General features: G+C 58.7%; 14 protein-coding genes. 4 read left to right on the forward strand and 10 right to left on the reverse strand.

Going from position 1 to position 13,537, the window contains the following annotated elements:
* Nucleotides 1-44 precede the first annotated feature (44 nt).
* The 4 genes from proP to aegA all read right to left on the reverse strand — a co-directional run bounded on the left by proP (nucleotide 45) and on the right by aegA (nucleotide 5,774).
* Nucleotides 45-1,547 (reverse strand): glycine betaine/L-proline transporter ProP, encoded by a 1,503-nt coding sequence (gene proP / locus VGC33_RS10710; protein WP_331120737.1) that lies wholly within the window; start codon nucleotides 1,545-1,547, stop codon nucleotides 45-47.
* A 263-nt stretch (nucleotides 1,548-1,810) separates the two neighbouring features.
* A complete protein-coding gene (locus VGC33_RS10715; RefSeq protein WP_331120738.1) occupies nucleotides 1,811-3,094 on the reverse strand; it encodes an acid phosphatase in 1,284 nt (427 codons plus the stop codon).
* A gap of 121 nt (nucleotides 3,095-3,215) precedes the next feature.
* Nucleotides 3,216-3,743, reverse strand: coding sequence for a 4Fe-4S dicluster domain-containing protein (locus VGC33_RS10720; protein ID WP_331120739.1), 528 nt, complete (start codon nucleotides 3,741-3,743; stop codon nucleotides 3,216-3,218).
* 18 nt (nucleotides 3,744-3,761) lie between these two features.
* Nucleotides 3,762-5,774 (reverse strand): formate-dependent uric acid utilization protein AegA, encoded by a 2,013-nt coding sequence (gene aegA / locus VGC33_RS10725; RefSeq protein ID WP_331120740.1) that lies wholly within the window; start codon nucleotides 5,772-5,774, stop codon nucleotides 3,762-3,764.
* Nucleotides 5,775-6,171: 397 nt separating this feature from the next.
* Here aegA and VGC33_RS10730 point away from each other — a divergent pair, with 397 nt between their 5' ends.
* Nucleotides 6,172-7,386 carry an MFS transporter gene (locus VGC33_RS10730; RefSeq protein WP_331120741.1) on the forward strand — a complete coding sequence of 405 codons (1,215 nt, stop codon included), beginning with the start codon at nucleotides 6,172-6,174 and terminating at the stop codon, nucleotides 7,384-7,386.
* 16 nt (nucleotides 7,387-7,402) lie between these two features.
* Here VGC33_RS10730 and VGC33_RS10735 read toward each other — a convergent pair whose 3' ends face one another.
* The 3 genes from VGC33_RS10735 to VGC33_RS10745 all read right to left on the reverse strand — a co-directional run bounded on the left by VGC33_RS10735 (nucleotide 7,403) and on the right by VGC33_RS10745 (nucleotide 9,189).
* Nucleotides 7,403-7,960, reverse strand: coding sequence for a DcrB family lipoprotein (locus tag VGC33_RS10735; RefSeq protein WP_331120742.1), 558 nt, complete (start codon nucleotides 7,958-7,960; stop codon nucleotides 7,403-7,405).
* Between the two features lie 81 nt (nucleotides 7,961-8,041).
* Nucleotides 8,042-8,476 (reverse strand): GNAT family N-acetyltransferase, encoded by a 435-nt coding sequence (locus VGC33_RS10740; protein WP_331120743.1) that lies wholly within the window; start codon nucleotides 8,474-8,476, stop codon nucleotides 8,042-8,044.
* A gap of 47 nt (nucleotides 8,477-8,523) precedes the next feature.
* Nucleotides 8,524-9,189 (reverse strand): 7-cyano-7-deazaguanine/7-aminomethyl-7-deazaguanine transporter, encoded by a 666-nt coding sequence (locus VGC33_RS10745; protein WP_331120744.1) that lies wholly within the window; start codon nucleotides 9,187-9,189, stop codon nucleotides 8,524-8,526.
* Between the two features lie 274 nt (nucleotides 9,190-9,463).
* Here VGC33_RS10745 and tusA point away from each other — a divergent pair, with 274 nt between their 5' ends.
* Nucleotides 9,464-9,706: a sulfurtransferase TusA gene (tusA, locus tag VGC33_RS10750; protein ID WP_331120745.1), complete on the forward strand. Its 243-nt coding sequence runs from the start codon at nucleotides 9,464-9,466 to the stop codon at nucleotides 9,704-9,706.
* Here tusA and VGC33_RS10755 read toward each other — a convergent pair whose 3' ends face one another.
* Nucleotides 9,707-10,333, reverse strand: coding sequence for a lysoplasmalogenase (locus VGC33_RS10755; protein ID WP_331120746.1), 627 nt, complete (start codon nucleotides 10,331-10,333; stop codon nucleotides 9,707-9,709). It lies immediately after the preceding gene.
* 223 nt (nucleotides 10,334-10,556) lie between these two features.
* Here VGC33_RS10755 and VGC33_RS10760 point away from each other — a divergent pair, with 223 nt between their 5' ends.
* Nucleotides 10,557-10,880, forward strand: a complete 324-nt coding sequence (locus VGC33_RS10760; protein WP_331120747.1) for a DUF1820 family protein — start codon at nucleotides 10,557-10,559, stop codon at nucleotides 10,878-10,880.
* A gap of 16 nt (nucleotides 10,881-10,896) precedes the next feature.
* Here the strand turns inward: VGC33_RS10760 and VGC33_RS10765 are convergent, their stop codons facing one another.
* Both VGC33_RS10765 and rsmD read right to left on the reverse strand, forming a co-directional pair.
* The gene (locus VGC33_RS10765) at nucleotides 10,897-11,184 is read right to left on the reverse strand and encodes a DUF1145 family protein (protein WP_331120787.1); all 288 of its coding nucleotides are present in this window, start codon (nucleotides 11,182-11,184) and stop codon (nucleotides 10,897-10,899) included.
* Entirely contained in the window at nucleotides 11,174-11,779 is a 606-nt protein-coding gene (rsmD, locus tag VGC33_RS10770) for a 16S rRNA (guanine(966)-N(2))-methyltransferase (RefSeq protein WP_331120748.1), read from the reverse strand. Before rsmD ends, VGC33_RS10765 begins: the two co-directional genes overlap by 11 nt.
* A 225-nt stretch (nucleotides 11,780-12,004) precedes the next feature.
* Here rsmD and ftsY point away from each other — a divergent pair, with 225 nt between their 5' ends.
* Nucleotides 12,005-13,528 (forward strand): signal recognition particle-docking protein FtsY, encoded by a 1,524-nt coding sequence (gene ftsY / locus VGC33_RS10775; RefSeq protein WP_331120749.1) that lies wholly within the window; start codon nucleotides 12,005-12,007, stop codon nucleotides 13,526-13,528.
* Nucleotides 13,529-13,537 lie beyond the last annotated feature (9 nt).

The raw sequence follows: 13,537 nt of genomic DNA on the forward strand, positions 1-13,537 counted from the left end.
GCCCGGATACGCCAGTTGCGGATACGAAGCGCCCCGGGCCTGCGTTAACTGATTTGCGGATGCTGGACCGCCAGTGCCTGGCGTTTTATTTCCAGATCCTTGATTTGATTATCGATATCCTCGATACGTTGCTCGATATTATCGTACTGTTCCTGCAACAGTTCCCTGGCTTCCGTTTTGTCCGAGGCCGCCGGCGCCGCGCCTTTCAGGGGCAGGTTGGCGGTTTCCTTCATATACAGCCCCGTCAGCAGGCCGATTACCGCCACCAGCATCAGGTAATAGGCGGGCATATACAGATTCCGCGTTTCCTCGACGATCCAGGCGATAAGCGTAGGCGTCAGGCCCGCCACCAGTATCGAGATATTAAACGCGATGGCCAGCGCGCTATAGCGGATGTGGGTCGGGAACATGGCCGGCAGGGTCGATGCCATCACGCCGGTAAATGCGTTCAGCAATACCGCCAGGATCAGTAGCCCCAGGAAAATCAGCCCGATAATGCCGCTGTTTATCATGATGAAGCAGGGAATGGCGCAAATAAACAGTCCGATGCTGCCGCCAATGACAAAAGGTTTGCGTCCATACCTATCGCTCATCAGGCCGATAAGGGGTTGTACAAACAGCATCCCCACCATAATGGCGATAATAATCAGCACGCCGCGGTTTTCCGAATAATGCAGGCTATGGGACAGATAGCTCGGCATATAGGTCAACAGCATGTAATAAGTGACATTGGTGGCAATAACCAGGCCGACGCAGCTCAGCAGGCTTTTCCATTGTGTGGCCGCGATTTCGCGAAAGGAAACCTTGGGCGGCGCCTGGAGGGTGGTTTTGGCCTCTTTGTCGATACTGTCGATATGCTGTTGGAAGGTGGGCGTTTCCTCAAGGGCATTACGCAGGTAAATGCCGATAAGCCCCAGCGGCGCGGCCAGGTAAAACGGAATCCGCCATCCCCAGGCGATAAAATTGTCTTCTCCCACCATGCTGGAAATAAACACCACGCAGCCCGCCCCCAAGACGAAGCCGGCAATGGAACCGAAATCAAGCCAACTGCCCAGGAAGCCGCGCTTTCTATCGGGAGAATATTCGGCGACAAAAATGGCTGCGCCGGAATATTCGCCGCCCACCGAAAATCCCTGCGCCAGCTTGGCGGTCAGCAGCAGGATCGGCGCCCAGATGCCGATTGAGGCGTAAGAAGGAATCAGGCCGATGCAAAACGTACTGGCGGACATGATAATGATGGTTACCGACAGCACCTTTTGCCGTCCGAACTTGTCGCCCAGACCGCCAAAAAACAGGCCGCCCAACGGCCTGACCAGAAAAGGTACCGAAAAGGTCGCCAGCGCCGCAATCATCTGCACCCCGGCATTGGCGCCGGGGAAAAATACCTGACCCAGCGCGTAGGCGACAAAACCATAGACGCCGAAATCAAACCATTCCATGGCATTGCCCAGCGCGGCCGCGGTAATGGCCTTTTTGAGCTTCACGTCGTCGATAATGGTGATGTCCTGTATCCGCATGGGCTTCATGCGTTTTTTTCTCAATAACATTATTCGTTTCCTTGGTCCATAAACGCCCTCCCGACAGCCCGTAGCGTCGATATACCCTGATGGCGGCAGGACTAGATGCGCGCAGAGTATAGTGTTAAATGGCCAAGGTAGTTGAATATATCGTTATTTTCGTCCGTTTGCCGGCCCGACCGGTTCCACCGGCGAGATTCGTGGTGTTTTATACCGCGGTGCTGACCCGGCTTTCCGGCTCTTCGCCACACTGAGACCGACAGAGACGGGGAGCCGGTAGCCTTGGCCCTTTTTTATCGACCCAGCGACGCGCTGACCACCGCGTCATGCAGATTCAGACGTTGCCAGAAATTCTGCTCGCCGTTGCCGCCGGACAGGGGATAACCGTCCCCCAGGGCGGTTTTGGCCATTAATGCGCGCCGCTGCGCCGCTGAAAGGCCGGGCAGCGGGGCCTCAAGCAGCACCTCCGCGCCCGCGGGCACGCTGACGGGCCTGGCCGCGGTTTTTTCCGCCGGCAGGCCGTAGCTCATGGTATATCGATAAAATGCCGTCAGGGCGCGATTGCGATAGGGGTCGGTCCCGGCGTCGCTTTGGGCGCAATCAGCCAGGGTGGCGCCGCACTCCTTTTCCAGCGCGCCGCGCAGCTGGCTTTTGGCCTGCTCGAACAGCGCGCGGTATTGCGCGTCATTAAGAAAATGCGCCACGTTGCGCTCGGCCACTATTCTCGACCCGATAATATCCAACGGATAATGCACCCCGAGTACGATACGGGAATAGCCGTAGCGGGCGCCGCGATCGACAAGCGGCGTAAACCGCTCCGGCAGCATCTCCGCCAGCAGCAGGGCATCGGTATAACCGGTATTGGTATGGCCGCTTGGAAACGCGCCGGCGGTGGCGGTATAGGGATGACCGTCCTTGACCACGCTGTCGTCCGGCACCAGATGGATCTGGTTGCCCGGACGTAAAAAGGGCCGGTCATAATTGAAATGATCCTTCGCCGCCGAGGTGCTGATTTCCGAGGTTTTAATCAATGCGGCGGCTTTATTGATTTCGCCTTTTTCGTAAGCGTCGAGAAAAGCGTTGCCCAGCCGGGGGCCCAAGGCGTCGGCCAGGAAAAAAAGATAATTTTGTCCTTCGGCGTCCACCAGCGCCTGACGGCGCTGTCCCTGGGTGGCGTCGCGATTAATCCCGGTCACCGTGGCCAGGCTTATGGCCTGCACCGCCGGCGACAGGCGCGTGAAATCCTCCAGCAACGCAATGCCCGCCTGCTGGTTCTGTTTGACGGCGAAATTATAGCCGCTGGCGGCCAGCCACTTTGTATCCGCCTGCGTCGATGTCTGCCTGGCTTTCTCCAATTGGGGGCGGGCGAGTGTCGCGGCGTCGCCTTGCAGGGACTGGCGCAGATCCTGCTGGATGCGTTGTTCGAGCGCAACAAACTGTGGATCCTGGCTTGCCGGCGTGGTGGTGTCGACGATAGCGCCGATCCGCCGCGGATCCGGAACCGCCGGCCGAGACAGGGCTGAGCCGATAAACAGCATCGCGGTGGACGCGATGATCAGGGAAGAAAGAGGGCGCATGTCGGGTCCTTATGTTTATTTCGTATGGTCAAGGGAAATGGACGTCACGAAATAAAATTAGGCCGGATGTATGACAGTTTCATGTCAGCGATGAAACCTGGATAACCCACGGCGGGCGATGCTATGCGCCCAGCCCCGGCAGCGCGCCGTTGGCCGCGTGCCGCTGCAGTTGTTTCAGCCTGCGTTCCAGCTCGTCCGCGCGCATCAGTTTCAGCGCGCCGGTGGGGCAGACTTCCACGCAGGCCGGTCCCTGGTCGCGTCCGCTGCAGATATCGCATTTGAGCGCCGTGGCCCGGTATGCGGCGGGCCGGGTAGCGGTGGCGGCCATCGGCGCGGCGCTAACGGAAATCATGCCGTAGGGGCAGGCCAGCACGCAGGACTTGCAGCCGACGCACAGGGACTGGAGCACCTGTACGCTATTGTCGAGATAACGGATGGCGCCGGTGGGACAGGCGTTGGCGCAAGGGGCGTTTTCGCACTGGCGGCAAAGCACCGGCGTGGTAACGCTTGAGGTCTTGACCACCTTCAGGCGTGGCGCGAAATTCTGCGTGGTCACGGCGGCACCCCCGCTATGCGCCGTGGCGCAGGCAATCTCGCAGGTGCGGCAGCCGATGCATTGGCTGCCGTCGGCGATAATAAACTGGTTCATCACCGTCTCCCTTTTCCGTTAACGCACATGCAAATAACAGCTGATGCTTTCGGCCGCCTTGCGTCCTTCGGCAATGGCGGTCACGATCAGATCGGCGCCGCGCACGATGTCGCCGCCGGCAAAAATCTTGGCATTGCTGGTCTGGTAGGGATAACCGGAGACCGTGGGCGCCACCACCCGTCCCTGCTTATCCAGCACCACGTTATGATCCGCCAGCCAGTTCATACGGTGCGGCTTAAAGCCAAACGCCATAATGACCGCGTCGGCGGCGACCACATGCTCTGATCCGGCAACCGGCACCGCCTGCCGCCGGCCGTTGTCATCCGGTTCACCCATGACGGTGGTGACCATGGTGACGCCGCTGACCCGGCCCCGCCCATCGACTTCAATGCGCAGCGGTTGCTGGTTAAACATAAATTCCGCCCCTTCTTCGCGGGCGTTTTTCACCTCGCGCTTGGAGCCGGGCATGTTTTTTTCGTCCCGGCGATAGGCGCAGATCACCTGGCGCGCGCCGTGGCGCAGGGAAGTACGCACGCAGTCCATGGCGGTATCGCCGCCGCCGAGCACCAGCACGGTTTTATCCTCCATGCTGATATAGGCATGCTCATCCGTGTCGGGGTACTCCATCAGGTGGCGGGTATTGGCGATAAGGAAAGGCAGGGCGTCCAGCACGCCTTCGGCCTGTTCGTTGTCAAGCCCCGAACGCATGGACTGATAGGTGCCGACGCCCAGGAACAGCGCGTCGAACTCGCTTAGCAACTGCTCCATGGTGATATCCCGGCCAACTTCGGTATTGAGCCGGAAATCGACGCCCATGGCGCTGAAAATCTCGCGCCGGCGGCTCATGACGCTTTTTTCCAGCTTGAAGGCCGGGATGCCGAACGTCAGCAGCCCGCCGATTTCCGGATAACGATCGAACACCACGGGCTGGATGCCGTTACGCACCAGAACATCGGCGCAGCCCAGGCCGGCAGGGCCGGCGCCGATAACCGCCACCCGCTTGCCGCTGGGTATCACCTGCGACATGTCCGGCCGCCAGCCTTGGGCAAAGGCCGTTTCGGTAATATAACGCTCGATATGGCCGATGGTCACCGCGCCGTGGCGGTCATTCAGGGTACAGGATTGCTCGCACAGGCGATCCTGCGGACAAACCCTGCCGCAGACTTCAGGCAGGCTGCTGGTTTGATGACTGAGTTCGGCCGCTTCCAGGATCCGTCCCTGGTTGGCCAGCTTAATCCACTGCGGTATCGCGTTATGCAGCGGACAGGTCCACTGGCATATGGTGCGATCGCCACAGTTGAGGCACCGCTCGGACTGCTCGCCGATTTGCGCTTCATTAAACGGCTGGTAGATCTCGGCAAAACCGTTTTTACGCTGTTCAAGCGGGATTTTAGTCGCTTCCAGCCGGGGCGTGCGCGGCATATCCAGCAGGTTAATCGCGGGGTGCCGGCTGCGCGCGTTGATTTCAGGCGGCGCGCTGAGCGGACGGGCGCCGGCTATCTGGTAGCCGGCCGGGTCTTTTAACGCGGCGGCGAAGCGCTTTTGCTCCTGCCGCGCGGCGATCTGCGGTGCATCCATCAGCGTCAATGCCTGGGTCGGGCAGGCGCCGACACAGGCCGGTTGGTAGTTTTCCGCCGCGCACAAATCGCATTTTTGCGCCTCGGTCCGTTCAAAGGCTTCCGCCAGACGCTGGCTGGCGGGCTGCACGGTCTCCGTAACCACGGTCATCATGCCGAACGGACAGGCGATAACGCAGCTTTTGCAACCGATGCATTTTTCCTGCATGACCAGGATGGCATCATGGCTGCGCACTATGGCGTCGTTCGGGCAGGCGCTGGCGCAGGGCGCGTCCTCGCAGTGATGGCAGGAAACCGCGATGCTGGCCGTTGCCCCCTTGATGACCCTGAGCCGCGGCGTAAAGTATTCGCGCTTGCTGGGGAACTGGCCGCCATGGTGGGCGACGACACAGGCTACTTCACAACTGCGGCAGCCAATACAGGATGCTGACTCCGCCACGATAAATCGGTTCATACGTCTTTCCTGCCGGGGTAAGCCCCACGGCGCAACGTTAAAGGTATTTTGCCCGTTCTGGCGCAGGCTTGGCGCCAGGGGAATATCCCTATATTTATAATGGTTACTGTTTCCGTAAAGCAATCTTTTTTGTCCGGCTTTGATGAATGTTCTCCGCTTTTGTTCGCTGGATGCGGCCGCTTTGTGCAGGCTGTGCAAGAAAAAGGGATCCGTTGGGGTAAATGCCCAAGCCGAACCGCTGGTTTGCCGCTGGCCTGCAAAAGATGCTTTTTAGGCAAACGCCTGGAATATTTGGCATTCCGACCATGATCGCCCGGAGACATTTGGTTATACTTGTTAATTATTTGTTTACCGGGCGAGCCCTGTACCGACGCCCTTTGCCGTGAGTATGATGTCCATGCCTGGTCCTTCACCATTGCCGGCCGCCAGCGGATGGCGTCTTAACCTTGATATCCTCTCCATCGTGGTCTTCAACTTCGTGAATTATCTCTCTATCGGCCTGCCGCTGGCGGTATTGCCCGGTTATGTGCATAACCATATGGGATACAGCGCGTTTTGGGCCGGCCTGGTGATAAGCCTGCAATATCTCGCCACCCTGTTGAGCCGTCCCTGGGCCGGACGCTATGCCGATCGCTTCGGGCCAAAGCGCATCGTGGTGCTGGGCTTGTTCGGCTGCATGCTAAGCGGCGTTTTTTACCTGTTTTCCCTGATCGGCGACGCGCTGCCGCTGACGGCCTTAATCCTGTTATGCGCCGGACGGGTAATCCTCGGCGTAGGTCAAAGTTTTGTCGGCACCGGCGCCACGCTTTGGGGGGTGGGCGCGGTCGGTTCGCTGCATATCGGCCGCGTGATTTCCTGGAACGGGGTGGCAAGCTATGGCGCCCTGGCTGTGGGCGCGCCATTGGGCGTATGGCTGTATTATCTTGGCGGATTGGGCTTACTGGCGGGAACGATTATCCTGGTGTGCGCGGTGGCGATTATGGCGGCGATACCAAGACCCCGGGTCAAAACCGCCTCCGGCGCGCAAATCCCCTTTAAGGCGGTGGTGGGGCTTATCTGGCGTTATGGGCTGGTGCTGGCGTTCGCCTCATGCGGTTTCGGCGTGATAGCTACCTTTATTACGCTGTTTTATGCCGATAAAAGCTGGAGCGGCGCCGCGTTCGCCCTGACGCTGTTCAGCGCCGCGTTTGTCGGCACCCGGCTATTTTTCCCCAACAGCATTAACCGCTACGGTGGGCTACGGGTATCCATGGCATGTTTTAGCGTGGAAGCCGCCGGCCTGCTGCTGGTCTGGCTGTCGGGCGCGCCGTGGATGGCGCAGGTGGGCGCGTTTCTCACCGGCGCCGGCTTCTCGCTGGTTTTCCCCGCGCTGGGCGTGGTGGCGATGAAGGAGGTGCCGCCGCAGAACCAGGGCAGCGCGCTGGCCACCTTTACCGCGTTTATGGATTTGTCGCTGGGTATCGTCGGCCCGCTGGCCGGGGTGCTGATGGCCCATGCCGGCGTCTCGTCCATTTATCTGGCGGCCGCCGTGCTGGTATTGTTGGGGTTATTGATGACGCTAACGCTCCGGCGGCGGGTATTGCGTAATAAAGCCTCCGGGCTGACGCGCTAGCGCCGGCCCGGATGGTTTATTTGACGACCAGGGTATTGAGAATGGACTCGGCCGCGGTTTGCGCCGACTGCTGGTTTTCAGCGGGGAGAGTGATTTGCATGGTCAGCAGATGATTGTCCACTTTGCCGATGGCCACCGACGAATAGGCCGGTTTGCCGCCGCTGGAGACAATACTGTCCAGCTGTTGAAAGGTTTGGCCGTTGACGGTAATGGCTTTATTGGTCACCACCTGCAGATCGGGATCGCGTGAGCGCTGCTGATCTTCCAGGCGCTGCGCCAGCACATCCAGCCCTTCGGTGGTGTTGTCGCCGAGGATGACGATGACCGCCTTGTGGCCGGTGCTATCGGCGTAGACGTGCATATTGTTTGCCTGGGTACCGACCTTGCCGCTCTGGTCGCTCATATCCCCGGGCAGGGTGAAGGCGAGCTTCCCTTCCAGCAGGCTGACTTTGGTTTGCGACTGGCTTTGCGCCGCGCCGTTGTCGACCGTGGCGTTGCTATCGTTTTTATTGTCACAGGCCGCCAGCCCGATTACCAGTAAACCGATGCCAAGATACTTCGCTGCTTTCTGCATAAATTTCCTTGATTACTCCATTTGTTCAGCCGTTCCGCTGTTGATAATCCGATGAGCCTGGAAATCACAACTAACTGATCGTCATATTTTTTTCTCAAAGCAAACCTGAGTTTCCCCTTCATCATCCTGCGTTTCGTTGCGCGTGGGCAGATAGTGATTTGATATAAGAAACAATAGCATCCCCTGGAAGCGGCTGCGCGTATTTACATTGATGATGTGATATCCCCGCGCTTTTGCCCAATCTTCCTGCGCGGCCAGCAGCGCTCGCGCCACGCCGTGGCGGCGAAAACCGGGCAAAACTCCCGCGAGCCACAGGTGAAATACATCGGCGTTAAGGGCATAACCCGCAATAAAACCCACGGGACGGCCGTTGACCTCGGCGATAATCAGCTGATGCGGCCGGTGCTGCAGCCGCATTTCGATATCCATCAAGGAGTGGCGCGCGTTCAGCTCCGGCAACTGAGCATACAACAGATGAATCTCTTTCGCGCTGGCGGTACGTTGGTTAATTATCATGGCAATCTCCCAAAAGCGAGTAAGCCAAGAATAACGCAATATTGAGGTTAACTCAGTTGGAGAAATCCGTTATTGCCCGGCCGTGCCATTCGTTTAAGCAGCATATTCAGCACAACACCGTACATCGGCAGGAAAAATATAAGGCTTATCAGTAGCTTGAAACTGTAATCCACCAGTGCGATCTCCACCCAGTGGGCGGCCATGAACGGGTCGGTGCTGTGATAAAAAGCGATAAAAAAGAACGCCAGCGTATCGCTGATATTCCCAAGCAGCGTGGAGGCCGCCGGCGCCACCCACCAAGGGTAGCCGCGGCGCAGCCGGTTAAAGACATGGACATCAAGGATCTGACCCAGGGCGTAGGCCATAAAGCTGGCGCAGGCGATGCGGGCGACAAACAGATTAAGCTGCGCCAACACGGCCACGCCCTGCCACGCCCCCTGGAAAAACAGCGAGGAAACGATATAGGACACCACCAGCGCCGGCGCCATCACCGCCAGGATAATCCTGCGGGCCAGCGGGGCGCCGAATATCCGCACCGTCAGGTCGGTCGCCAGGAAGATAAAAGGGAAGGTAAACGCGCCCCAGGTGGTCTTCAGGCCGAAAATAGCGATCGGCAGCTGCACCAGATAGTTGCTGGAGGTGATGATGACGATGTGGAACAGCGTCAGCCAAAGCAGCGCGTGCAGCCGCTGGCGGGGAGTAAATTTAAACATATATGGCCTTTTTTTGATAAATGGGGTGAGGGAACCCAGAACAATAAATGCGCCGTTCAGCTATTAATTAACCACTTGTCGGCGCGGCGCGCATAATACCCGGTTGCGTTAAAAATGCAACCGTTGAGTTTATCATCAATTTCAGCCAAGCTTGCGGGCAATAACTTACGCAGACGCCAGATTGGCGGCAAACAAGCGCCTGACCCTTAGGCTTCGGGCCGCGCGGTTTTGTCTTCCCATTCTGAGCGGTACATTACCGAATAGTGGAATCCTTATGCCAGATCCCTTTGCCGATGCCGATCTCACCCTTGACGCCCAGGGCCTGCGCTGCCCCGAGCCGGTCATGATGGTGCGTAAAACCGTGCGCCAGATGCAAACCGGCCAAACGCTGCTGGTCATCGCCGACGATCCGGCCACCACGCGCGATATTCCCGGCTTCTGCCGCTATATGGAACATGCCCTGCTGGCGCAGTCGACCGGGGAATTGCCCTATCGCTACCTGCTGCGCAAAGGATAATCAAAAATACAGCGACCGCACAATCAGGAAGTGGCCGGTGAAATAACTGGCGGCTATCACCGCTTTCGCCGCCCCGAAAGGGTAACGGAAATGGCTGATAAGCCATAGCACGGTGGTCAGCAGCAGCAGGCACGCGCCCGCCAGCAGCGAAAAACTATGATCGGTGCTGCGGGCGAAGTACTGTTCGCCGGCGATCCACACCATGAGCAGCGTCATGCCGATATAGGTACAGATGGCCCAGCGCAGTTCGGCCAGTCGCGGCCACAGCACCGCAATCAACACCGCCCCGATAATCAGCAGCGCCACGGGCAACGGCCAAAAGACGGTAAAGGTCATCTGGCTGGCAAAGCCAATGGTGTACAGCAGGTAGGACAGGAAATAGGCGCCGATAACATACATCATGCGTTCATTGGTCAGCAGCAGCAACGCATCGCCGACCATGGTCGCCACCAGGCCGAGGATAATCAGGTAGCCGGGGACGGTCAGCACCGGCGCCTGGGCGGCCAGGGCCAGCAACAGCAGCAGGGTAACCGGTTTGAACAACCAGCGCTGCCATACCGGGCCGCGATAGGTCGCGTCGACAAACAACCATCCTGAAAAAACGACAGCGATAAATGACCAGAGCATAGTGTTTTATCCTTATGTGCGGTGAGGGTGCGTTCCCTGGGATCTCATTTGGTACGATTGACGCAGAAATATAATGACGATCGTAAATTCAGTGTAGGGTTCGATATGGGTTTAACCCCGATTGAGGGACTGAGTGTGTTGTTACAGCGCTTTATGCTATGTTAGCGCCAGAATTTTTCCATGCAAACGTCAATTCGCCAAAAAGGTGGGAGAGAGCCGGGTTATGAGCAGCGAACTGCCTTTATATCGGATTCAATTTATCAATAACGGCAAAAACTATCAGCTTTATGTACGCGAGCTCAGCCAAAGCCCGATGTTCGGTTTTATCGAAATCGGCGAGTTTGTGTTTTATAGCCAAAGCGCCGTATTGGTCGACCCTTCCGCCGAGAAACTGAAAACCGAATTCGCCGGGGTCAACCGCAGCTATATTCCGTTGCACGCGGTGATCCGCATCGATGTCGTGACCGAAAAGGGCAGCGCGCGCATTTCCGATCTTGGCGATAATGTCGCCACCTTCCCGTATTTTCCCGGCAAAAAGCCCTCTTAAGCGTCGTGCGCGCGCACTATTTATCCGGGCCGGCCGGGTTATGCGCGCGCTGCTTCTTTTGCCAGGCCAGCATTTCGAAGACACCGAACAAAAACATCCGCGCCTGGAAAAGACGGCTGAGTTTCCCTTCGTCGCGAGTCAGGGTGGCTTTGAGCAGCGTAAGCTGTAAACCGTGCATAATCACCATGAATATCATGGCGATATCAAGAAAGTATTTCAGCGGTCGCGGAAAGGGATGGATCAGGTTAAACACCAGAAATCCCCAGATAAGCAACATCAGCACACGGCCCAGGTTAATCCACATCATTTTGCTCCTGAAGGCGGTCTTGACGAATGTACAACCGGCAGGCCACCTGGCCGGCGATTTTTTCCCGGTGCAGCCGCCAGTGCGCCGGCACCTTGAGGTCACGGTTTTCCGTTTCGGTCTCGAGATAAATCCAGGCGCCGGGCGCCAGCCAAAGATGCCGTTCCAGTAATTGCACCGTCTCATCGATAAGACCGCGGCGAAAAGGCGGATCGAGAAAAACCAAATCGTACGGCGTGCCCGGCTGATTCAGCCAGCGCAGGCTGTCGGTCATGACCACCTGGCCGTTGGCGGCTCCCAGCAACCCTATATTTTTCACCAACTGGGCGGCGACGGCCCGGTCCTGCTCGAGCAGGGTGGCGGCGCCGGCGTGCCGGGACAACGCCTCCAGGCCCAGCGCGCCGCTGCCGGCAAAACAATCCAGGCAGCGCGCGCCCTGGATCATCGGCGCCAGCCAGTTGAACAAGGTTTCCCGCACCCGATCGGTGGTCGGGCGCAGCCCCGGACTATCCGGTACCGGCAGTTTACGCCCGCGCCATTGACCGCCGATAATCCGGATTTGCCCGGCGGGGCGCGCGGGGATATTTTTAGCCATAAATGTCTTATTGTTCGCCAAATCAGTCAAAAAACCGGGTCAGGGTCCGTAGCCGGCTATTCTACCGGGCCGGCGGCGCGGTGGGAATGTTAATTCGCCCTTCTTCGCCGCCAGGGGCAAAACCCACGCCAGGCGTGTTGAGTGGCCGCGAAGGTGATAAACTATCAGGTTTATCAGTCATGTTATTCATCCGCCATGATTCTTCGGCGAGGAGTGTAGTCGCAAATGGCAAAAGAGAAAAAACGTGGTTTCCTTTCCTGGTTAGGTCTGAAGCGTGAGGATGACGAGCCGGAACAGGAAAAACCGGCTAAGGGTGATGAGCGGCCCGAGGACGCCGGCGCCGCCGCGCGGCAGACCGGTCGGGCGCCGGCGGCCGATGACACGGCGGCCCGCGATACCGCCCGGGATATCGTCGATGTCACCGAACAGGTGGCGGCGCGCCAGGCCGCTGGCCAGGCGGATCCTGAAGCCTCCGCCGGCAATGGCGATGATGACGGGCGTGATGCGGCGGAGCTGGCCCTTGCCGAGGACGTTCATCCCGCTAACGGCGCGACGGGAGATGGCCTTGCCGGCGTTGATGGCGATCATACCCGTGCCCTGGAAGCCGACCTGGCCCTCGCCGGGGATGTCCGTCCCGATGAAGGGCAACGGCTGGCGCAGGAAGACCTCGCCCGGGACGATGGGGACAACGTCGGCGCGCCGAATATCGACGAGGCTAACGCCGGCGATTCGCCTGTCGACGAGGACAACGTCGGCGCGTCGCATATTGTCGAGGCTGACGCCGGCCTGCCCGCGACCGAACGGCAGCGCCCGGCCCGCGAGGGATTTTTTGCCCGCTTGAAGCGGGGGCTGCTCAAGACCAGACAAAATCTCGGATCCGGATTTATCGGATTGTTTACCGGTAAGAAAATAGACGATGATTTGTTTGAACAGCTGGAAGAACAGTTGCTGATAGCCGACGTCGGGGTGGACACCACGCGCAAGATTATCGCCGGGCTTATCGAACATGCCGACCGCCGGCATCTGAAAGACGCGGATTCGCTTTACGTTAAATTAAAAGAAGAGATGGGCGCCATCCTCGCCAGGGTGGATCGGCCGCTGGAAGTGGGCGGCAAGACGCCGTTCGTCATCTTGATGGTAGGCGTCAACGGCGTCGGCAAGACCACCACCATCGGCAAAATGGCGCGCCAGTACCAGGCGCAGGGCAAAACCGTGATGCTGGCGGCCGGCGACACCTTTCGCGCGGCGGCGGTGGAGCAACTCCAGGTCTGGGGCCAGCGTAACCGGATCCCGGTTATCGCGCAGCACACCGGCGCCGATTCCGCATCGGTCATTTTCGACGCGATCCAGGCGGCCAAAGCCCGCGGCGTCGATGTCCTGATCGCCGATACCGCCGGGCGCCTGCAAAACAAAAGCCATCTGATGGATGAGCTGAAGAAAATCGTGCGGGTCATGAAAAAGCTGGACGGCGACGCCCCCCATGAGGTTATGCTGACCCTGGACGCCAGCACCGGACAGAACGCCATCAGCCAGGCGCGGTTATTTAACGAAACGGTGCCGCTTACCGGCATTACCCTGACTAAACTTGACGGTACCGCCAAGGGCGGCGTGATTTTCGCGGTGGCCGACCAGTTCGATATCCCGATTCGTTATATCGGCGTTGGCGAGGGTATTGAGGATCTGCGGCCGTTCAACGCCCCGGATTTTATCGAGGCGCTATTTTCACGGGATGTTACACCAGAAAATTGATGGGTTGCC

The sequence above is a fragment of the Acerihabitans sp. genome (assembly GCF_036398755.1).
Lineage (GTDB): Bacteria > Pseudomonadota > Gammaproteobacteria > Enterobacterales > Enterobacteriaceae > Acerihabitans.